Source organism: Aliirhizobium wenxiniae (genome assembly GCF_019511445.1).
Taxonomy (GTDB): domain Bacteria; phylum Pseudomonadota; class Alphaproteobacteria; order Rhizobiales; family Rhizobiaceae; genus Neorhizobium; species Neorhizobium wenxiniae_A.
This window is the reverse complement of the sequence record NZ_JAEUAN010000011.1, coordinates 149510-171638: the sequence shown is the minus strand read 5'-3', so window position 1 is coordinate 171638 and position 22129 is coordinate 149510. Positions and strand designations below refer to the sequence as shown.

Annotated in this window: 18 protein-coding genes; 14 read left to right on the top strand and 4 right to left on the bottom strand. The window is 60.0% G+C overall.

Annotated elements, in window-relative coordinates; translation table 11 throughout:
- Entirely contained in the window at positions 1–999 is a 999-nt protein-coding gene (locus tag JNB91_RS15420; RefSeq protein WP_220326396.1) for a Gfo/Idh/MocA family protein, read from the bottom strand.
- 327 nt (positions 1000–1326) lie between these two features.
- On the opposite strand from JNB91_RS15420, the gene JNB91_RS15415 reads away from it, so the two are divergent.
- The 3 genes from JNB91_RS15415 to glgB are packed head-to-tail and all read left to right on the top strand — an operon-like array spanning position 1327 to position 10111.
- Positions 1327–4581, top strand: a complete 3255-nt coding sequence (locus JNB91_RS15415) for an alpha-1,4-glucan--maltose-1-phosphate maltosyltransferase (protein WP_220326395.1) — start codon at positions 1327–1329, stop codon at positions 4579–4581.
- A 23-nt stretch (positions 4582–4604) separates the two neighbouring features.
- Positions 4605–7907, top strand: a complete 3303-nt coding sequence (gene treS / locus JNB91_RS15410) for a maltose alpha-D-glucosyltransferase (protein WP_430736292.1) — start codon at positions 4605–4607, stop codon at positions 7905–7907.
- Entirely contained in the window at positions 7904–10111 is a 2208-nt protein-coding gene (gene glgB, locus JNB91_RS15405; RefSeq protein WP_220326394.1) for a 1,4-alpha-glucan branching protein GlgB, read from the top strand. The genes treS and glgB overlap by 4 nt, the downstream gene beginning before the upstream one ends.
- Here glgB and JNB91_RS15400 read toward each other — a convergent pair whose 3' ends face one another.
- Complete coding sequence (locus JNB91_RS15400) at positions 10112–11305, bottom strand: winged helix-turn-helix domain-containing protein (protein ID WP_220326393.1); 1194 nt, start codon at positions 11303–11305, stop codon at positions 10112–10114.
- A gap of 109 nt (positions 11306–11414) precedes the next feature.
- On the opposite strand from JNB91_RS15400, the gene JNB91_RS15395 reads away from it, so the two are divergent.
- From JNB91_RS15395 to JNB91_RS15385, 3 genes are read left to right on the top strand one after another with little or no spacing between them, the layout of a single operon-like run.
- Positions 11415–12101, top strand: a complete 687-nt coding sequence (locus JNB91_RS15395) for an energy-coupling factor ABC transporter ATP-binding protein (protein WP_220326392.1) — start codon at positions 11415–11417, stop codon at positions 12099–12101.
- A complete protein-coding gene (locus JNB91_RS15390) occupies positions 12101–12706 on the top strand; it encodes a CbiQ family ECF transporter T component (protein ID WP_220326391.1) in 606 nt (201 codons plus the stop codon). The genes JNB91_RS15395 and JNB91_RS15390 overlap by 1 nt, the downstream gene beginning before the upstream one ends.
- Before the next feature lie 30 nt (positions 12707–12736).
- Positions 12737–13300, top strand: a complete 564-nt coding sequence (locus JNB91_RS15385; RefSeq protein WP_220326390.1) for a biotin transporter BioY — start codon at positions 12737–12739, stop codon at positions 13298–13300.
- Between the two features lie 14 nt (positions 13301–13314).
- Here the strand turns inward: JNB91_RS15385 and JNB91_RS15380 are convergent, their stop codons facing one another.
- Positions 13315–13719, bottom strand: coding sequence for an acyl-CoA thioesterase (locus JNB91_RS15380; RefSeq protein ID WP_220326389.1), 405 nt, complete (start codon positions 13717–13719; stop codon positions 13315–13317).
- A 126-nt stretch (positions 13720–13845) separates the two neighbouring features.
- On the opposite strand from JNB91_RS15380, the gene JNB91_RS15375 reads away from it, so the two are divergent.
- The 6 genes from JNB91_RS15375 to dxs all read left to right on the top strand — a co-directional run bounded on the left by JNB91_RS15375 (position 13846) and on the right by dxs (position 18781).
- A complete protein-coding gene (locus JNB91_RS15375) occupies positions 13846–14778 on the top strand; it encodes a histone deacetylase family protein (protein WP_220326388.1) in 933 nt (310 codons plus the stop codon).
- Positions 14779–14783: 5 nt separating this feature from the next.
- Entirely contained in the window at positions 14784–15050 is a 267-nt protein-coding gene (locus tag JNB91_RS15370) for an exodeoxyribonuclease VII small subunit (RefSeq protein ID WP_220326387.1), read from the top strand.
- An 84-nt stretch (positions 15051–15134) separates the two neighbouring features.
- Positions 15135–15446 (top strand): nucleotidyltransferase family protein, encoded by a 312-nt coding sequence (locus tag JNB91_RS15365; RefSeq protein WP_220326386.1) that lies wholly within the window; start codon positions 15135–15137, stop codon positions 15444–15446.
- A 16-nt stretch (positions 15447–15462) separates the two neighbouring features.
- On the top strand, positions 15463–15798 hold the full coding sequence (locus JNB91_RS15360; RefSeq protein ID WP_220326385.1) for a HepT-like ribonuclease domain-containing protein: 336 nt from the start codon (positions 15463–15465) through the stop codon (positions 15796–15798).
- Between the two features lie 9 nt (positions 15799–15807).
- Positions 15808–16731, top strand: a complete 924-nt coding sequence (locus JNB91_RS15355; RefSeq protein ID WP_220326384.1) for a pirin family protein — start codon at positions 15808–15810, stop codon at positions 16729–16731.
- A gap of 130 nt (positions 16732–16861) precedes the next feature.
- Positions 16862–18781, top strand: a complete 1920-nt coding sequence (gene dxs, locus JNB91_RS15350) for a 1-deoxy-D-xylulose-5-phosphate synthase (protein ID WP_346269345.1) — start codon at positions 16862–16864, stop codon at positions 18779–18781.
- Positions 18782–18787: 6 nt separating this feature from the next.
- Here the strand turns inward: dxs and JNB91_RS15345 are convergent, their stop codons facing one another.
- Positions 18788–19894 carry an OpgC family protein gene (locus tag JNB91_RS15345; RefSeq protein ID WP_220326382.1) on the bottom strand — a complete coding sequence of 369 codons (1107 nt, stop codon included), beginning with the start codon at positions 19892–19894 and terminating at the stop codon, positions 18788–18790.
- Between the two features lie 195 nt (positions 19895–20089).
- Between JNB91_RS15345 and JNB91_RS15340 the strand changes: the two genes are divergently transcribed.
- Both JNB91_RS15340 and JNB91_RS15335 read left to right on the top strand, forming a co-directional pair.
- Entirely contained in the window at positions 20090–20845 is a 756-nt protein-coding gene (locus JNB91_RS15340; RefSeq protein WP_220326381.1) for a TlyA family RNA methyltransferase, read from the top strand.
- Entirely contained in the window at positions 20842–22086 is a 1245-nt protein-coding gene (locus tag JNB91_RS15335; protein ID WP_220326380.1) for a class I SAM-dependent RNA methyltransferase, read from the top strand. Before JNB91_RS15340 ends, JNB91_RS15335 begins: the two co-directional genes overlap by 4 nt.
- Positions 22087–22129: the final 43 nt, after the last annotated feature.

Sequence of the window (22129 nt, the reverse complement as noted above, 5' to 3'; positions counted from 1 at the left end):
TCAGCGGCTGGCCGCCAGTATCTTTTCGATGAAACGGTGGGCCAACAGAGCATCGTGACCTGAGACCCGCAATGTCTCCTCGCCGGTGATCGAACCGATAAAGTTTCCGATCAGGGCGCGGTGCATTTCGTGGCCGAAGGCCATCGGATCGGCTCCGGTGCCAATTGACTGCTCTCCTCCCACCTTTGCCACCGTGCCATCGATGAATGCCGCTTCCAGTGTGTCGCCGGATAACGTGGCCGTGCCTTCAGTGCCGATCAGTTCAATCCGGTCAGGCAGGCCTGGATAGGCCGAGGTCGTGGCATTCAGCGTGCCGATCGCACCGTTCTCGAAAGAAAACGAAGCCGCGACAAGATCCTCAGTCTCCATAGTGTGAATGGGCGTGGTGCGAACGAAGGAGGAGATATCCCTGGGCGTGCCGACATAACTCAGGAGCAGGTCGATCGTATGAATGGCCTGCGTGAGCAAAACGCCACCGCCATCGCGCGCCCGCGTTCCCCGGCCCTCGACATCGTAATAGCTCTGCGGCCGCCAGTTGCGAACCGCGGCAGAAGCGCCGACCAATGACCCAAGCCGGCCGGTGACGATTAGAAGGTCGAGCGCAAGGGCGGCTGGCCGGAAGCGGTTCTGCAGCACGACGCCCAACTTCACCCCGGCCCGCTCTGCTACATTCACGATAGCCTCAGCCCGTTCCAGACTGATATCCAGGGGCTTCTCAAGCAGGATATGCTTTCCTGCCGCCGCCGCACGTTCGACAAGCTCGAAATGGCTGCTCGGGGGTGTCAGGATAAGAACCGCGTTGATATCCGGATCATCGAAAATCACTTCAAGATTGTCCACCACCGGTATCGGGTACTGCGCGGAAAAGGCTTCGCGGCGTGCCGCCGTCGGACTATAGGCTGCAGCGCATTCGACCTGTTCGGCAAGATCGAGCAATGCGCGGGCGTGGTGCCCCGCCGCCATGCCCAGACCAATCATCGCCACCCGCAGTTTCGCCATGTCGCACTCCTCCTGAAATCCCGCGACCAAGACTTAGCCGGATCACTGTCGCTTTGCGATGCCGACGGTTCATCAACGAACATCGCCCAACCGTGGCGAATGGTCGCTTGTTATGATCCGGCTGAAATCGAACAGGAAAGCGATTTCCAAGCAACCCGTGATTGCTCTTTTTCTTCAACATCTTCCGTAGAGGGCGCGGTCACCGGCCAACGAACGCGCACCGGACTTGGACAATTTTATCGGAACCAGCGCCGTTGGAATGCAGTTAGTCGAAGAAATTCGTGGCTCCGATCAAGTGCCCCAACCATCAAAGGCAAGGCAGGACCGATGAACACGCGCCCTCAATTTGCATCCCGCATTCCGCTTACCGACCTGCCGCCGCAGATCTATTATGTCCATCCTCTCGCCTTGCACGGAATGGAGGCCTGGAAAGAGGCCTTTGCCCATGCCCGCGATCTCGGCTTCGACACGGTGCTCTCCGGCCCGCTCTATCAACGCGGCGCCGCCTCAGCCATTTTCACCACGCAGAGTTTTGAGCGGCTGGATCCGGCACTCGGGCTGGGAGACGATCCGGAAGAGGGGATTGCCGCGTTGGCTGCAATCGCGAAAAAGCATGAGTTGAAACTTATGCTCGATCTGGTGGTCGATCAGATCGCGATGGATCGACCAGATGCCTTACGGGTGGCTGCCGATCCTCGGATGAAACCACAACAGATGGGCGCGCGACGGATCGATTTTCTGACTGACGCCCGACATATCGAAGGCTGGCGGAAGCGGCTGGTCTCGCTCGTTGGCCTCGGGATTGCGGGTTTCCGCTGCATCGGCATCGGCCGGGTAGCGCCCGAAGCCTGGCATGAGCTGATCGCCCATACGCGTCGAACCAGACCCGAGACGATCTTCGTCGCCTGGACGCCCGGCAGCGCTTTTGCCGACCGGCAGGCGCTGAAGGGTGCGGGCATGGACGGCAGTTTCTCATCGCTCGCCTGGTGGGACATGGAAGAACGCTGGATTATGGACGAGTACCAGATCCAGCGTGATCTCGGTTACCAGATTGCCTTCCCTGAGGCGCCGTTCGGAAAGCGCATCGCACATGGCACGGATGGCTGCGAGGTGCTGAAGCGCAAGGCAGTGCGAGCGTTGAAGCTCGCCTCTACCTTTACCAGCGGGCTGATGATCCCGATGGGGTTCGAATATGGCGTGGCCTTGCCGCTCGATCCGCTTTATGGCGACGGTGCTGGCTTACGTGGAATGAAGGATCAGGGTTCCTATGATCTTTTAGCCGAAATCCGCGAGATCATTGAGGCGCCCAACAAGACCGCCGCCGGTTTCGCCCGTCGCCCGTTGAAACTGGTTTCGGCCAGCCAGGGACCGGTAGTCGGGCTGTTCCAAACGGACGAAGAAGACAGCCGTGCCTCGGAAAAAATGCGGGTCGTACTGTTGAACCGGGATCTGCGCAAAACCGCGACAGCCCCCTTCAACGTATTACGCGAAGCCGCCTCTCCTTTCCTGCCGCTCGTGGCCCCGGAAGACGAGACGGAAATATTCGACGCGAGGCTGAAGCTCAAGCCTGGCGAGATGCGCATATTTGAAGGTTATGTTTCGGAACCGATCGTCGACGCCGTGCCGGTGCAGACTGCCAACGAAGCCGCCGCCACGCCGCGCCTTGCAATCGAGAAGATCACCCCGGCGGTCGATGAAGGCCGGTTTGTCGTCAAGCGCGTGGTGGGCGAGACGCTGAAAGTCGAGGCCGACATATTTGGCGATGGGCATGATCCTTTGTCGGCCGCCCTGCTCTATCGCTGTGCCGATGACGAGAACTGGCAGGAAGTGCCGATGCAGCTTGTGCTCAACGATCGCTGGCAGGCGGAGTTTCCGCTGAAGCGCATGGGACGGCACGAATTTTCCGTAGAGGGCTGGAAAAATCCGTTCCAGATTTTTCGCTACGAGTTCACCAAGAAACATGAGGCAGGCCTCGACCTGAGATTGGAAATCCAGGAAGGCATCAATCTGGTGCTCGATGCATTGGATCATGCCTCAGGCGAACTAAAGCCGGCGTTGCAAAAGTTGTTCGACCGGCTGACCGATGAGCATGATAAACAACGGGTGCGGACCCTGCTTTTGCCGGAAACCGCCGAACTGATGGCCAAAGCTGATCGCCGGCCTCACCGTGTCCGATCGCAGATCATCCCCGTCGATGCCGAGCGGACGGCGGCAAGTTTTGCCAGCTGGTACCAGATCTTTCCACGTTCCCAGAGCGGCGATCCGGCCCGCCACGGTACGTTCGACGACGTGATTGCCCGCCTTCCCGCCATTCGCGAGATGGGCTTCGATGTCCTCTATTTCCCGCCGATCCATCCGATCGGCAAAACCAACCGCAAGGGCAAAAACAATACACTCACGCCCGGTCCCGATGATCCGGGCAGCCCTTATGCAATCGGCTCGCCGGATGGCGGACACGACGAGATCCATCCCGAACTCGGCACATTCGAAGACTTTCGTCGGCTGGTCGATGCCGCGGGCGATCACGGGCTGGAAATTGCCCTCGATCTTGCCATTCAGGCATCGCCCGATCATCCATGGCTGAAATCGCATCCCGGCTGGTTCGACTGGCGACCGGATGGGACAATCCGTTATGCGGAAAACCCACCGAAGAAATACGAAGACATCGTCAACGTCGATTTTTACGCCAAGGAGGCCGTGCCTTCGCTATGGATCGAGCTGCGCGATGTGGTGCAGAAATGGGTCGATAACGGTGTAAAGCTCTTTCGTGTCGACAATCCTCACACCAAACCCTTCCCGTTCTGGGAGTGGATGATTGCCGATATCCGCTCAAGGCATCCGGATGTGGTGTTCCTGTCGGAAGCCTTTACCAAGCCGAAAGTGATGTATCGGCTGGCCAAGGTCGGGTTCTCCCAGTCCTATACCTATTTTACCTGGCGCAACGCCAAGTGGGAACTCGAACAGTATATGCGCGAGATCACCACGGAAGAGCCGAAGGATTTCTTCCGGCCGCATTTCTTCGTCAACACGCATGACATCAACCCGGACTTTTTGCAGAATGCGCCGCGTCCCGCCTATCTCATCCGCGCAGCGCTCGCCGCCACCCTGTCTGGTCTGTGGGGCGTCTATAACGGGTTCGAGCTGTGCGAAGGCCGGCCGGACGCCAAGCGCAAGGAATATGCGGATTCGGAGAAATACGAGATCCGCGCCTGGGATCATGACCGACCCGGTAATATCAAGGGCGAGATCGCGCTTCTGAACCGCATCCGCCGCGAAAATCCGGCGCTGCATTCGCATCTCGGGCTGCAGCTTCTGACCGCCTGGAACGAGAATATCATGTTCTTCGAGAAGGCGAGCGCCGGCAGAGAGAACGTTCTGCTGATCGCCGTCAACCTCGATCCCCATAACGCACACGAGGCGGATGTCGAAATTCCGCTCTGGTCGTGGAACCAGCCCGACCATGGATCGCTTCAACTGGAAGACCTGATCGCCGGCAACCGGTTCACCTGGACAGGAAAGATCCAGCGCCTGCGGCTCGACCCGCAGGCAGGCCTGCCGTTCGCCATCTGGCGCGTCAGATAAGGGAGGAATGCGCCGTGGACTTCATGACCAACAGCCTGACCGATGCGATGGCCCAGCAGCAGCCACAGGGCGACGACCCCCTGTGGTACAAGGATGCGATCATCTACCAACTGCATGTAAAGTCGTTCCACGACTCGAATGGCGACGGGATCGGCGACTTCAAGGGGCTGACGGAAAAGCTCGATCATATCGCCTCGCTCGGCGCCAATGCGATCTGGCTGCTGCCCTTCTTCCCATCTCCGCGCCGAGATGACGGCTACGACATCGCGGATTACGGCAATATCAGCCCCGACTATGGGACAATGGAGGATTTTCGCGCCTTCGTTGATGCTGCGCATGAACGCGGGATCCGGGTCATCATCGAACTCGTCATCAACCACACTTCCGACCAGCATCCCTGGTTTCAGCGAGCGCGCCATTCGCCACCCGGCTCGCCGGAGCGCGATTTCTACATGTGGTCCGATAGCGACCAGAAATTTCCCGAAACCCGGATCATCTTCATCGATACGGAGAAATCCAACTGGACCTGGGATCCGGTTGCCGGCGCCTATTATTGGCATCGTTTCTATTCGCACCAGCCGGATCTCAACTTCGACAATCCGCAGGTGCTGGAGGAATTGCTGGAAGTCATGCGCTACTGGGCGGACACCGGGATCGACGGTTTTCGGCTCGATGCCATTCCATATCTCATCGAACGGGAGGGGACCAACAACGAGAACCTGCCCGAGACGCATGATATCCTGAAGCAGATCCGTGCCGCCCTGGACGAAAGCCATCCCGGCAAGATGTTGCTCGCCGAAGCAAACCAGTGGCCGGAGGATACCCGCGAATATTTCGGTGAGGGCGATGAATGCAACATGGCGTTTCATTTCCCGCTGATGCCGCGCATGTATATGGCGATCGCCAAGGAAGACCGGTTCCCGATCACCGACATCATGCGCCAGACGCCGGAGATTCCGGATAACTGCCAATGGGCAATCTTCCTTCGCAACCATGACGAGCTGACGCTCGAAATGGTGACCGATGAGGAGCGCGACTATCTGTGGAACACCTATGCCGCAGACCGTCGCGCCCGCATCAATCTCGGCATCCGCCGGCGTCTGGCGCCGCTGATGGAACGCGACCGGCGGCGGATCGAACTGATGAATGCGCTGCTCCTTTCCATGCGCGGCACGCCGGTGATCTATTACGGCGACGAGATCGGCATGGGCGACAATATCTATCTCGGCGACCGCGACGGGGTGCGCACTCCGATGCAATGGTCGCCGGATCGCAATGGCGGCTTTTCCAAGGGCGACCCTGCCCGCCTGGTGCTGCCGCCTGTGATGGACCCGCTCTACGGTTACGAGGCGGTGAATGTCGAGGCACAGGGCGCGGATGCCCATTCGCTTCTGAACTGGACGCGGCGAATGCTCGCCCTGCGCAACCGGCACCCGGCCTTTGGGCGCGGTTCGCTCAGGTTCCTGACGCCGGGCAACCGCAAGATCATGGCGTATCTGCGCGAATACGACGGCGAGACGATCCTGTGCGTTGCCAATCTTTCACGCCTGCCGCAGGCCGTGGAACTGGATCTGGCGCAGTTCGAAGGCTCCGTGCCGATCGAACTGACCGGCATGTCGCCCTTTCCGCCGATCGGGCAGCTGACCTATCTGCTGACACTGCCGCCCTACGGTTTCTTCTGGTTCCAGCTATCGCCGGAATCGGACGGGCCGAGCTGGCGCAAGGCGCCGCCGGAACAGGTGCAGGACATGGTGACCATGGTGGTACGCCGCGACCTGCAGGAACTGATCGACCAGCCGAAATTGGCCGAGACGATGTCGAATGAGGTGCTGCCGGGTTATCTGACCATGCGGCGCTGGTTCGGCTCTAAGGGTGAGATCCTCAACCATGCCTCATTGGTCTCGGCAACGCCCCTGCCATTCGCCAACAACATATTGCTCGGCGAGCTGGAAGCGGATGTCGCAGGAAGGATGGACAGCTATCTTCTGCCGCTCGCAGTCTCTTGGGACGACAGTTTTCCATCGGCGCTCGCCCAGCAGCTTTCGATGGCACGGTTGCGGCAAGGCCGCCGCGTCGGCTTCCTCACGGACGGTTTTGCCCATGAGAGTTTCGCCCGCGCCATTCTGCGTGGCCTCTCGGAACGAGCCGTCATTACAGGCCGCACGGGGGCGCTCGAATTCATCGGCACGGATCATCTCGACAGGTTGGACATTACCGACGACCTGCCGGTGCATTGGCTTTCCGCCGAACAATCGAACAGTTCGCTGATCGTCGGCGATCTGGCGATGGTGAAGCTGATCCGCCATATCTTTCCGGGTATCCATCCGGAGGTGGAGATGACGCGGCACCTCACCAAGGTGGGGTACCGGAACACGGCGCAGCTTCTGGGCGAAGTCGCCCGTACCGGGCCGGATGGCACGCGCCACACGCTGATCATCGTGCAGAAAGCGATCCGCAATCAGGGCGATGCGTGGAACTGGATGCTCGGAAACCTGCGCCGCTCGATCGACGAGATCGTTGTGACCGGGTTGGAAAACGAAGCAGCTGACGAGCATTTCAAGCCGCTGGTCGATTTCGCCGGGACGATCGGCACGCGGCTAGGCGAGCTGCATGTGGCCTTGGCCGAAAATACCGATGACGAGGCCTTCAAGCCCGAATGGGGCACGAAGGAGGATGTTGCCGCGGCACGGCGCGCCGTGGCCGACCAGATAGGCCAGAGCCTTACCATTCTGGAAGCTACGGTTCCCGGATTGGAAGGCGAGCTTGCCGAGATCGCAAAGTCGCTTATCGCCCGGCGCGATGAGCTAACTGCGCTCGCCAGCCGGTTGACGGAAGCCACGGGTGGTACGTTGAAAACGCGCCATCATGGCGATTTCCACCTCGGCCAGATCCTGGTTGCCGAAAGCGACGCCTACATCATCGACTTCGAAGGCGAACCGACGAAAACGCTTGTCGAGCGCAGGGCAAAGACCAACCCGCTGCGTGACGTGGCCGGACTATTGCGCTCGCTGAGCTATCTCGCGGCGGCGGCGGACATGGATCGAGAGGTGGTAAGCGAGGTAGATGATATCCGCCATCGCCAACTGATTACGCGCTTCATAGAACTCGCCGAACCGGCATTTCTGAGCGCCTATTTTACCGCTGTGGAGAAATCCGACGCACTGGTGCAGTCGAACGAGAACCGTGACCGGGTGCTCGATCTCTTCCTGCTCGAAAAGGCCGCTTACGAAGTGGCTTACGAGGTCCGCAGCCGGCCGCACTGGCTGCCCCTTCCGCTTGCCGGTTTTTCGGCGATTGCCTCCCGACTTCTGGAGACTGACCGATGAGATATGAACGCGCAGAGCTGATGACCGGCATGGTGCAGGAAGGCCTGCAGGCGCTTGCTGAGGGGCGACACGGAGATCCCTTCTCCATGCTCGGACGGCATCAATATGGTGACCTCACCGTGGTCAGGACACTGCTTCCCGGAGCGCTGTCGGTCTCGGTTATCGAAAGCGAGACTGGGCGGGTGATGGCGGAGCTTGAGCCGATCCATGACGTCGGCATTTTTGCCGGGCTTGTGGGCAGCACCTCGCCCTATCGTCTGCGGATCGAATGGCCGGACGCCGTTCAGGAGACGGAAGACCCTTATTTATTTCCGCCCCTGCTCGGTGAGCTTGACCTGCATCTGATTAGCCAGGGCACCCATTACGAGCTTGGCCGAACGCTCGGCGCGATACCGATGGAGATAGACGGAGTCGAGGGCGTACGCTTTTCCGTCTGGGCGCCGAATGCCCGGCGGGTTTCCGTGGTCGGCGATTTCAATGCCTGGGACGGGCGACGCAACCCGATGCGGCTTCGCCCCCAGGCCGGTATATGGGAGCTGTTCATTCCACGGCTGACGCATGGCGAGCGCTACAAGTTCGAACTGCTGGATGCCCATGGCAATCTGCTGCCGCAACGCGCCGACCCGGTGGCGCGATCATCGGAGGCAGCTCCCTTGACCGCTTCAATCGTTGCCTCGGCAAAGCCGTTCCGCTGGAATGATGCGGAGTGGATGAAACAGCAGGGCGAGGACAACACCCGCGAGGGCGCGATCTCCGTCTACGAGGTCCATCTCGGCTCCTGGGTGAGGATTTCCGAGGAAGGCAACCGTTCGCTCGACTGGGTTGAACTCAGCCAGCGACTTATCCCCTACGTCCAGTCTCTCGGTTTCACCCATATCGAGATGCTGCCGATCATGGAGCATCCGTTCGGCGGCTCATGGGGTTACCAGCCGCTCGGCCTTTTTGCCCCGACCGGACGTTACGGCACGCCGGAGGATTTTGCCTATTTCATCGACCGCTGCCATCAGGCGGGTATCGGCGTCATCCTCGACTGGGTGCCGGCGCATTTCCCGACCGATATCTGGGGGCTTGCCCGTTTCGACGGGACAGCGCTCTATGAACATGCCGATCCACGCGAAGGGTTTCACAAGGACTGGAATACCCTGATCTACAATCTCGGCCGCAACGAGGTGAAAGGGTTCCTGATCGCTTCGGCGCTGGAATGGCTTGAGCATTTCCATGTGGATGCTCTGCGGGTCGATGCCGTCGCCTCGATGCTTTATCGCGATTACAGTCGTAATGAAGGCGAATGGGTACCTAACCAGTATGGCGGGCGAGAGAATCTCGAATCCGTCGAGTTCTTCAAACATCTCAACAGCATCATCCATGATCGCTGCCCGCATGCCTTTACGGTTGCCGAAGAATCCACCGCATGGCCGGGCGTAACGAAAAAGCCGGAAGACGGTGGGCTGGGCTTCGATTTCAAGTGGAATATGGGCTGGATGCACGACACGCTGCATTACATCTCGGATGATCCCGTCTATCGAAAGCATCACCATGGCGGCATGACCTTCGGAATGATCTATGCCTACTCGGAGCGCTTCATGCTGCCGATCAGCCACGACGAAGTGGTGCATGGCAAAGGCTCGATGCTCGGAAAGATGCCGGGCGACCGCTGGCAAAAGCTTGCCAACCTGCGCGCCTATTACGGCTTCATGTGGGGCCATCCGGGCAAGAAACTGCTGTTCATGGGCCAGGAGATCGCCCAGGAGACGGAGTGGAATCACGACGGCTCCGTCGTCTGGGATCTTATCGATCGGCCGGACCATGCAGGTATTCAGTTCCTGATCCGCGACCTCAACCGGCTTTATGCCGCCGAGCCGGCATTGCAATTCAGCGACCTGCATCCCGAAGGCTTTCAGTGGGCCGTGGCGGATGACGCGGAAAACTCCGTCTACGGCATGCTGCGCTCATCGCAGGATCGCGCGTCACATATGCTGGTGATGTCGAACATGACCCCGGTTCCACGGTACGGCTACCGGGTCGGCGTGCCGGAAGAAGGGCGCTGGGAGGTCGTACTCAACACGGATGCAGCAATCTATGGCGGCTCGAATTTCGGCCAGATGGATGCCTGGGCACAGCGCTCTCAGGAACACGGAAAACCGTTCTCCGTAGCGCTCGACCTGCCACCGCTTTCGACGGTGTTTTTAAGATGGAGAAAGTAACTACTCCCCTCGCCAGTCCGGTTGGTAGACGACCTTCTCGACACCGGCGAAGCGGCCCACCCGCTGCAGTTCCGCGTCGAGCTTTTCCAGCCGCCCGGCAGAGGCGCGAACGCCTTTTTCCAGCCACAGGCGCTTGACGTCGAGCACGCCCGCCTTGCGGTCCGCCTTCATGTCGATCCGGCCGATCATCCGGTCGCCTTCCAGAAGCGGAAAGACGTAATAGCCGTATTGCCGTTTCGGCTCGGGCACGAAGACCTCGATGCGATAGAAGAAGTTGAACAGGCGCTCGGCCCGGTCCCGGTTGCGCAGCAGCGGATCGAACGGGCTCAGAACCCGGATGCGCGCCGGTGGATCGGGAATGTCGCCGAGATGGTCCGCAAAACCGAGAAGCGCGAAGGAGGCGCGTGGGCGGCTGCCGTCAGCAGCCTCAATCACCACTTCGGTCAGTTCGTCGCGATGGCTCGCCACCCAGGCCTTTGCTTCTTCCGGCGTGACGATATCCCAGAAGGCGGCAAGTTCTCCGGATGTGGCAAAACCGAGCTTTTTCATCGCGCTGCGGCATGCCCAGTCGATGAATTCATCATGTTCGACTTCGGGTTCGTGATGATGGGTTGCTATGACGCGTTCGGTAAGATCATAGACCTTTTGAAAATTGACCCGCCCTGCGATCGCCAGCTTGCCGGTGTGCCAATAATATTCGAGCGCCGTCTTGTTCGGATGCCAGTTCCACCAACCGCCGGACTTGTGGTCCTCCACCTTCATGTCGCGTGACATGATCGCACCATTTTCGGAAATATAGCGAAGCGTTTCCTCGAAAGCGGAATCGAAACCCTCGCCCTGCCATTTGCGCCAGCGTTCCGCGAGGATAGGTTCGCGGCGGCGGAATCGGTGTTTCCAGTAGCGGAAAAGCCGCGCCGGGATGATCGAGGCGTCATGCGTCCAGTGTTCGAAAAGCTCGCCATCCTTTTCGAGAAGCGCTGTCAGATGCTCCCGCCGATAAGTCTGGTTGCGGGAAAACAGGATCATGTGATGGGCGCGTTCGACGGTGGCTATACTATCCACCTGGACGAAGCCGAGATCGTCGATCAGCTGCAGCAGATCGGCCTTGGCCAGCGCGCGACCGGGCGGAGCGCAAAGCTGCTGCCGTTCCAGAAAGATCCGCCGTGCCTGCACGTTGTCGATCAAAATAGCCATGGCGGGAGACTATGGACTTAATGCAACCTTTGCAATGTTCTTTTTTTGTTCCGAATTCCTTTGTTGCCATTGGGGGGGTATAGACGCGGGAGGATTTTGAGGATCTGGTTTGGATATCCACTTTGAAAAGGTCGAGGTTCGCTTCGAAGGCCGCACCGTCATCCATCCGCTCGACCTGACGATAGGCGGGCGGCGGGTCGGCATTATCGGGTTGAACGGCTCCGGCAAGACCACGCTTGCCCGGATGATCAACGGGCTGGTCAAGCCATCCTCCGGCCGTGTGACGGTCAACGGTTTCGATACGGTCGAAAGGCAGGACGAGGCGCGTGGACAGAGCGGCTTCATTTTCCAGAACCCGCAGAACCAGATCATTCTGCCGCTTTTGCGCGAAGATATCGCGCTCGGCCTCAAATCACGGAAACTGACAAAGCAGGAAGTGACGGCGGCGGTTGACGCGATACTCGACCGTTTCGGCATCAAGCATCTCGGCGACCGGCGCGCGCACGAGCTTTCCGGCGGGGAATTGCAGCTTGCAGCGCTTGCCTCTGTGCTCGTCACCGAACCGAAAATCCTGGTGATGGACGAACCAACCAACCAGCTCGATCTGAAGAACCGCAACCTGGTGGAAAAGACGATCCGCACACTGCCGGAAGACGTCATTGTTATCAGCCACGATCTCGATCTCGTAGCCGGTCTGGACCGCGTGCTGCTGGTTCATGAAGGACGCATAGCAGCCGATGGCGGACCGGGCGAAGTCATCGGCCTGTACAGGGCGATGCAAGGAGCAAAAGCCTGATGCGCTCGTTGCATATCGATGGCAACAGCGTTCTGCACCGGCTGCCCGCGGCTGCGAAGCTGGCAGCGTTGGCCGTCATCAGCCTCGTTCTCTTCATGATCGACAATGCAGGATTTCTGGCAGGTGCGGCGCTTGCAGGCCTTGCCGGCCACGTGCTGCTACGGATCAGCGCCACGGAGATCTGGCGCCGGATGCGCCCGTTCGTGCTGATCGTTGTCGTGGTTGCGCTGTTTACCGCGGTTTTCAACGGCACGGGCGAAGGGCTGACCGCGTTTTTCCGTTTGGCAGCACTGGCGCTGTTCGCTAGCCTTGTCACGGCAACCACTACGACCGGTGATTTCATCGGCGTGATCACCAGGGCGGCGATGCCGCTCGAGCGGCTGGGCCTTCTGAAAGCGCGGGATGTCGGGCTTTCGATCGGTCTTGTCATCCGTTTCGTGCCGGAAATCCTTAGCCGCTACGAGGTGATCCGGGATGCGCATTACGCCCGCGGGCTGAAGCCGCGCCCGGTATCGCTGATCGTTCCGCTGATCATCACCACGCTCAAGAGCGCGGATGAGATTGCAGCCGCCATTGACGCCCGCGGCATCCGCAGTCAGAAGTGACGAATTGCAAGCCTTAAGGAACCCCAAATCATGGCAACCCGCGACCTCGTTCTTTCAGCGCTTTTTGCCGCCATTATCGTGGCTCTCGGCCTCGTTCCGCCGATCATGCTCGGCTTCATTCCGGTTCCGATCACCGCCCAATCGCTTGGCGTGATGCTGGCAGGCGTCGTGCTCGGCGCCAAGCGCGGCACGATTTCGGTGCTGCTCGTTCTGGTGCTTGCCGCGATCGGGCTTCCGGTTCTTTCCGGCGGCCGTGGCGGCCTTGCCGTGTTCATGGCGCCGACCACCGGCTATCTGATCGGCTGGGTATTCGCCGTTCTCACCACCGGCTATCTGTCGCAGCTTCTCGTCAGCCACAGCCAGGCTGGCTTCGTGCAGACGGTGAATTTCTTCGTCGCAGCGCTGTTCGGCGGCGTGATCGTTCTTTACGTCTGCGGCATCAGCTATCTGGCGCTGGTCACCGGCCTCGGCTTTTCCAAGGCCTTCATGGGTTCACTCGCCTTCATTCCGGGCGATATCCTGAAAGCAGTGATCGCAGCGCTTGCCGGCCGCGCCGTCATGGTCGGTTACCCGCTCCTGCCCCAGAGGACATGAAGAGAGCCTAGGGCTTAATCAAGAAACGAATAGAGCCAGTCGCGCAGTTCTTCCGGAAGCGCGACTGAGCTGCCGCCCTTTCCATCTGTTGCGACCCAGACGATCTCGACTTCTGCGACAGGTTCTTCGCCACGGGTCATGCGGACAAGGAAACCGGCCGATTTTCCGCCGATCTTGCTGACGCCGACATGGGTGTGGACGATATCCCCGACTGAAAGCGGCACATGAAATGTGCCGGCGACCTTGCCGGTGATGAAGAATGGATCATCTTCCCTGGCCTTGCGGCGACGCCAGAAGGCGGCAACGGCTTCTTCGGCGCGGTCGATATAGACCGAGCGGAACATCTGGCTATTCATGTCGACGTCGCGGAAAGCAACGCGAAAATCCGACGCCTTTATCGTATCCTTGGCCACGCTCACCTCTGAACAGCCATTTCTTGACGCCTATTCTTTCCGGCCAAACCGGTCCGAGGGCAAGGGCCGCTGCTTGAAAAAATGCCGCGGATGCGCCATGTCGTGGGCAACAGACCGTCGGGGACACGTTCCATGACCACCCGCCTTTACGAACACCAGATCTTTCTCGAACATCCTGCACCCGAAGGCCACCCTGAGCGGCCGGATCGGCTGCGCTCGCTTGCGATTGCGCTCCAGCATCCGAATTTTTCCGACCTCGCGCGGAAGGAAGCCCCGCAGGCCAACGAGGACGCTGTTCTCCTGGCACACCCGGAGGAGCATCTTCGCGCCGTGATGCGCGAGATCCCGGAAGAGGACACGATCCATCAGGTCGAGGCGGATACCTATGTCGGGCCGAAAAGCCTGCAGGCGGCGCTCACCGGTATCGGCGGCGCGATGGCGGCCGTCGACGATGTGATGACCGGTGCGGTCGACAATGCCTTTGTCGCGGCAAGGCCTCCCGGCCACCATGCGGAAAAATCCAAAGCGATGGGCTTCTGCCTGTTCAACAATGCGGCGATCGCGGCGCGCCATGCCCAGCAGACCTATGGCGTCGAGCGTGTCGCGATCATCGACTGGGACGTGCATCACGGCAACGGTACGCAGGACATATTCTGGGACGATCCGTCGGTGCTGTTCTGCTCCACTCATCAGATGCCGCTTTATCCCGGCACGGGCGCGAAGAACGAGACGGGTGCGAAGAACACCGTCGTCAACGCACCGCTTTCGCCCAATGACGGCAGCGATCATTTTCGCGATGCATTCAAGGACCGCGTGTTGCCGCGGCTTCACGATTTTCGTCCGGATTTCATCATCATTTCGGCAGGCTTCGACGCACATCACCGCGATCCGCTAGCGCAGATCAACCTTGTCGGCGACGATTTCGACTGGGCAACCGGGCGACTGATGGAAATTGCTGGGAAATATGCCAACAACCGGGTCGTCAGCCTGCTTGAGGGTGGTTATGATCTGGAAGGACTGGCAGAATCCGCCGGCATGCATATCGTAAGACTGATGAGAGGATGAAGGACATGACCGAAACCACCGAGACGCAAAAGTCCGTTGGCGATGTAAGCGGCTATTCCTTCGAAAAGGCCGTGGCCGAACTCGAAAGCATCGTGGCCCGGCTGGAACGCGGCGACGTGGCGCTGGACGAGTCCATCGCCATCTACGAGCGCGGCGAAGCGCTGAAGAAACATTGCGAAAAGCTGCTCAACGCCGCTGAAAACCGGATCGAAAAGATCCGCCTCGACCGCGCCGGCAAGGTGCAGGGCGTCGAGCCGCTCGACGGCGAATAGTTATCCTTTCGAGGTCACTTAAACCATAGATTGTTGTCGCGACTTTCACTCGACTGTAACACTGTTCCTTCCTATATTATCCGCATGGACAAGGATCAGGTCATCGCCAAGCTGAGAGAGCACGAGACGGAACTGCGCGCTGCGGGTGCGGAGCGCATGTCGATCTTCGGCTCGGTGGCGCGTGGCGAGGCGACCGAGGAGTCCGATCTCGATGTGCTGGTGAAACTTTCAGAGCCGGTCATCCAGTCCGGCTGGGGATATTTCAGTGCGCTGGAAGACCTGCGAACGCTGATTACCGAAATTACCGGAGCGAACAGTGTCGATGTGATTTCCGAGCCGCTGGAAAAGGAGCGTTTCCGCCGAAACGTCGAACGGGATCGCGCCATTGCCTACTAAGCGACCTCTGACGCGCATGCGAGACATTGTAGAGAATGGCCAAGCCATTCTCGAATACACATCCGGCATGCAATTTGCGGACTACCAGCGGAACCGCCTGGTAAAGGATGCCAGTGAGCGATGCCTATCAAGGGTTTCAGAGGCTGCCGTCAAGCTTGGACCGATTGCCGAGGAATTGTTCCCTGTCCAAGACTGGCGCGGGATCAGGGCTTTCGGCAACGTTCTGCGGCACGATTATCCCGATCTGCTGGACAGAATGATCTGGACTATGATCGCCGACCGCCTCCCCTCCCTCATCGTTGAACTCGAAGCATTTCTCGCCAAATATCCCGAAGATCAGGAAACACTCTAGCGAGGCCCAATGTCCTTTTTCCCCGGAACTGACCCTGCCCCCGGCGATGCCTTTGCCTGTGATGCGATCGAGAACCTGATCATTCCGCGCTCTTCCGATATCGGCGGATTTTCGGTGAGGCGCGCATTGCCCAGCCGTCAGCGGCGGCTGGTCGGGCCGTTCATCTTTTTCGACCGCATGGGCCCGGCGATACTGAAGCCCGACGAGGCGCTGGATGTGAAGCCGCATCCGCATATCGGGCTGTCGACCGTCACCTATCTGTTCGACGGCGAGATCAAGCATCGCGACAGTCTGGGAACAGAACTGGTGATCAAGCCCGGCGACATCAACCTGATGACGGCGGGGCGTGGCATTACCCATTCGGAACGGACACCAGAGAATTTGCGCGGGCATCCCCTTTCCATGTCCGGGCTGCAGACATGGCTGGCGCTGCCGGACGACAAGGAAGAAATCGACCCCGCCTTTGCCCATACCGGCCGGGAGGTGATGCCCGAAATCGAATGGGACGGCGCGCATGGACGCGTGGTGATCGGCGCATTCGAGGGACTTGCCTCGCCGGTTTCGACCTTTACCGACACGCTTTATGTCGACCTGCGGCTTGAGCCGGGCAAGAGCTTTCCGTTCGGCGCCGGCCATGAGGAACGGGCGCTCTACATCCTTGCAGGCGAATTGGAGATCGCCGGCGACCGGTTCGCAGCCGATCAGTTGCTGGTGTTTCGCGCCGGCGACGAGATCACGCTTCGGGCCGGGCCGCTCGGCTGTCATGTCATGTTGTTCGGCGGGGCGGCGCTCAATTCGAAACGTTATATCTGGTGGAACTTCGTCTCTTCCTCGAAAGAACGGATCGAAAAAGCCAAGGAAGAGTGGCGAACAGGCCGTTTCGACATCGTTCCGGGCGACGAGGAAGAGTTCGTTCCTTTGCCCTCGCCATAGGCTTTCCGCTTGCCCGGAAGCTAAAATCGATTAGAACCGGATGTTCGTGAAACTTGAAAAAAGCCGTTTTCTGCTCATCTTCTGGGACGAAACGCCTTTACAAGAAAACAAGAAGAGAAAGCCAGCTTCCGTGACTTCCCTGCCCGCGACGCCGCTGCTCGACACCGTCAAGCTCCCCGCAGATCTGAAGAAAGTCGATGATCGCGACCTGCCGAAGCTTGCCCGCGAAGTGCGCGACGAGATGATCGATGCGGTGTCGAAAACGGGCGGTCACCTGGGCGCAGGGCTCGGCGTCGTCGAACTGACGATCGCCATCCACAAGGTTTTCAACACGCCTGAAGACCGGCTGATCTTCGATGTCGGCCACCAGTGTTATCCGCACAAGATCCTGACCGGCCGCCGCGACCGGATCCGTACGCTACGCCAGGAAGACGGCCTTTCCGGCTTCACCCGCCGGGCGGAAAGCGAATACGATCCCTTTGGCGCCGCACATTCCTCGACCTCGATTTCGGCCGGTCTGGGCATGGCGGTCGGTTCGGAACTCGCCGGCACCAAGCGCAACGTGATCTCGGTGATCGGCGACGGCTCGATGTCGGCCGGCATGGCGTTCGAAGCGCTGAACAATGCCGGCGCACTGGATGCGCGACTGATCGTCATCCTCAACGATAACGACATGTCGATTGCTCCGCCGACCGGCGCGATGAGCGCCTATCTGGCGCGACTTGCATCGGGTCGCGCCTATATGGGCGTGCGCGAAGTCGGCAAGAAGCTGACCGGCTATCTCGGCCGCTCCGTCGATCGCGCGATCACCCGCGCCGTCGAGCATGCGCGCGGGTACGTGACCGGCGGCACGATGTTCGAGGAACTCGGCTTCTACCATATCGGCCCGATCGACGGTCATTCCTTCGATCACCTTCTGCCGGTGCTGCGCAATGTGCGTGACAATGCGCATGGCCCGGTGCTGATCCATGTCGTCACCCAGAAGGGCAAGGGTTATCCGCCGGCGGAAGCTGCGGCCGACAAATATCATGGCGTCAACAAGTTCGACGTGATCACCGGCGCGCAGGCGAAAGCCAAGCCGAATGCCCCTTCCTATACAAGCGTCTTCGGTGACGCTCTGGTGCAGGAAGCAGGCTTCGACGACAAAATTGTCGGTATTACCGCGGCGATGCCGGACGGTACCGGTCTCGGCAAGATGCTCGCGGCCTATCCGTCGCGCACCTTCGATGTCGGAATTGCCGAGCAGCATGCGGTTACCTTTGCAGCCGGCCTTGCGACCGAAGGCTTCAAGCCGTTCTGCGCCATCTATTCCACCTTCCTGCAGCGCGGTTACGACCAGGTCGTGCATGACGTGGCGATCCAGGGGCTACCGGTGCGTTTCCCGATCGACCGCGCCGGTTTCGTCGGTGCCGATGGGCCGACCCATGCCGGTTCGTTCGACACGACATTCCTCGCCACGCTGCCGAACATGGTCGTCATGGCCGCCGCCGACGAGGCGGAACTGAAACATATGGTGCGCACCGCCGTCGCCTATGACGACGGCCCGATCTCGTTCCGTTATCCGCGCGGCGAAGGCGTCGGCGTCGAATTGCCGGAACGCGGCGAAATCCTTAAGATCGGCAAAGGCCGTATCGTCAAGGAAGGCTCGAAGGTGGCCCTCCTCTCCTTCGGCACGCGGTTGAAGGACTGTCTGCTTGCCGCCGAGGATCTTGAGGCCGCCGGGCTTTCGACGACGGTTGCGGATGCGCGTTTCGCCAAGCCGCTCGATCATGACCTGATCCGCCAGCTTGCCCGCCACCACGAGGTGCTGATCACCATCGAGGAAGGCGCCGCCGGCGGTTTCGGCAGCCATGTGCTGCAGTTCATGAGCTCCGAAGGCCTGCTCGACCACGGGCTGAAGGTCCGCTCTATGGTTCTGCCGGATATCTGGATGGAACAGGCAAGCCCGGATGTGATGTATGCCAAGGCCGGCCTCGACCGCGCCGGCATCGTCAAAACCGTCTTCGGCGCGCTCGGCAAGACCGTGGTCGGCGTGGGTGCGGCAGGCTGAGCCCTATCAGGCGGCGTTGGGCTTGCTGATCTGAACACGGGCAGGCGAATTACGTAGTCTTTTCCTTTCCAATGCCCAACCGAGCGCCAGATGTACGGCGCATCCCGCAACGAGTATCGCCAGTTGGGTCATGATCGACGCTCGCGGGTTGAGACCCATATAGATGCTCGCGAGGGCCGACAGGAAAATGCCGACGGAAAACACAGGCAGGCTGTGGCGGCCGATCATCGAGACCGGTCGTAACAGCGACCAGCTGGCCGCTCTTTTCACGACCTCGATATTCCAGGCCAGATAGAGAATGGCAACCGCATCGGCAATGCGAAGCGGGCCGGCATTCGTCTTGGAGACCAGTTCCTTGTAGAACCCGGGAAACGGAGGAGTGGCCCAGCCTAAGAAGACGACGAGGTTGATCGGGATCGCGATGATCGCGAAAGCGGCTGCAAGTGCGAAAACGGCCCGATGATAGGGCAGCGGGTCCAATCCACTCTTGATGCGGATGCCGAGCACGATGCCGAAGATGAAAATCACCTGCCAGGACAACGGATCAAAGAACCAGTGGCCGGTTTCAAGTGCGAGATTGGTAAGGTTGATGTGACCGAGCCCCGCAACCAGCCACATCGCTACCGAAATCGCCGCCAGTAAGGCAGGACTGAGGTCGTAAAGAATGAAGACGAACGGCGCGGCCAGCATCAGGATGACATACATGGGCAGGATATCGAGATTGCCCGGCATGTAGGCAAGCAGGATTGCCTGCAGGCCACGAATGCCCGGTTCTGCCAGAAAGCCCGCCATGTCCTTGGCGGCTTCCGTGGACGGAAAGGCGACTATCAGCCACGCGGCGAGCGCTGACATGGTCAGGAAAAGTAGAAGATGGACGAGATAGATACGCCAGGCACGCCGCCAGGGACGTGACAGAGAAAGACTGGCCTGCGGGCGGTAATAGGCAAGCGCAGATGACATACCTGCGAGCAGAACGAAGAGTTCGGAAGCATCGGCGAAGCCGCGTGAATGCTGGAAGGTAGTGGAAAAGGTGAACTCGGCGTGGCCAATAAAGATCAACAGCAGCGTAATGCCGCGCAGAAGATCGATCCTGACTTCGCGTTGAATTCCCATGGGTGTCTCCGCTACACAGTCGTCATGAATGTCGCGGCACCGGTCCTATACAAAAATCGCTACCGATCACCTTACGAGCTTCGCATCATTTTACCGATCTGCGACTTCTGACCGATTTCGGGATTTTTCATTGGTTGCAGCAAGGAAGCGTCATTGTTCTTGCCTTGCGGCAAGGAAAACGCCAAGAGAAGCCGCATGAACCAACATTCCTCATCAGTCCGTCTCGACCAGTTGCTGGTCACGCTCGACCTTTTCGACAGTCGTTCGCGGGCGCGTGACGCGATTGCGCGCGGCACCGTCAAGGTCGACGGCAAGGTCGTGACCAAGCCGGCGCAGAACGTTTCGGCAGAAGCCGAGATCGTCGTCGATGATCCGGCAAGCACCTATGTCTCGCGCGCAGCGCTGAAACTGATTGCGGCGCTCGACCATTTCGGCCTCGATCCGGAAGGCCTCACCTGCCTCGATGTCGGGGCATCGACGGGTGGCTTTACCCAAGTCCTGCTGGAGCGTGGCGCGGCGCATGTCATCGCTATCGATGTCGGCCATGACCAGATGCATGAGCGGCTGCTGAGCGACGAGCGCGTCACCAATATCGAGGGGCTGAATGCCCGGGAGATGACGGCGGACGACATCGATGACGAGCCGGTCGATTTCATCGTCTCCGACGTCTCTTTCATTTCGCTGAAGCTTGCCCTGCCACCGGCTCTGGAACTGGCGGAACCGGGCAGCCATTGCGTGCTCCTGGTCAAGCCGCAGTTCGAAGCGGGCCGCGAAAACGTCGGCAAGGGCGGCATGCTGAAACAGCCGGAGACCGCGCCGGATGTGGCGGCGGAGCTTGAACGCTGGCTTGTCGAAGAGATGGAGTGGGAAAGCCTCGGGATGATCCCCTCACCGATCGCAGGCGGCGACGGCAATGTCGAATTCCTGCTCGGCGGAAGGAAGCCTTCATGAGCACCGTCACAATCACGATCGAAAAGCTCGGCGCTCAGGGCCATGGTGTCGCCGAAAGCGAATACGGAACGGTGTATGTGCCGAATGCGCTGCCCGGCGAAACGCTGGCCATCGCTCGCAATGGCGATTACGGCACCGTCATGTCGACCTCCAATGTCTCGCCGGACCGGATCGAGCCGGTCTGTCGGCATTTCAATCCCGATGGCGACAATTGCGGCGGCTGTTCGCTGCAGCATCTGGCGGCACCGGCCTATAACGCCTTCAAGCGCGAACTCGTCATCGATGCGCTGAAGGCACGCGGGTTGACGCCGGAGGTCGGCGAAACCATTGAATGCCATCCGGGCGAGCGACGCCGCACCGTGTTTTCCGTGCGCCGCACCGAGAAGGAACTGCTGCTTGGTTTCAATCGCGCCGAGACCAATCACATCGTTTCGATCGAGGAATGTCCCATCGCCTCGCCCGGCATCGTGGCGAGGCTTCCCGCGATCCGCACGGTGGCGGCAGCGCTTGCACAAGGGTCCGAAAGCTTCCACCTGACGGTGCTCGAGACGCTCTCCGGGCTTGATCTGGCGGCTGATGGGCTGAAGAAGCTCGACGACAAGCAGCGTCGTACTGTCACCGAAGCAGTGCTTTCGCTGAAAGGCATTGCGCGGGTTTCGGTGAATGGCGAGATCATTCTCGAACCGACAAAGCCGATCATCGAGTTCGGCGGCGTCAACGTCTCGCCGCCGCCCGGCGCTTTCACCCAGGCGACCAAGCCTGCGGAAGAGGCGATGGCGGAACTGGTGATGAGCCATCTCGGCAAGGCCAAAAGAGTGATCGATCTGTTTGCCGGTTCCGGCACGTTTTCGCTCCGGATCGCCCGCAAGGCGAAGGTGCATGCGGTCGAGGGCGAAGACAAGTCGATCAAGGCGCTCGATCTTGCCGCGCGCAATACGCAAGGGCTGAAGCCGGTCACCGTGGAAAAACGCGACCTCTTCCGTCGACCGATGACGGCGCAGGAGCTGAAGGTCTATGATGCGGCCGTCTTCGACCCGCCACGGGCGGGCGCAGAAGTGCAGGTGAAGGAACTGGTGCGTTCCGGCATCAAGACGGTCGTTGCTGTCAGCTGCAACCCGGCGACGCTTGCCCGAGACCTCAAGATCCTCGTCGATGCCGGTTATCGCATCAAGTCGGTGACGCCGATCGACCAGTTCCTCTGGTCGCCGCATGTCGAGGCCGTGGCACTGCTTTCGCGCTAATCTGACGCAAATCCCGCTCCAGTTCGGGGCAGACCCGTTCTGA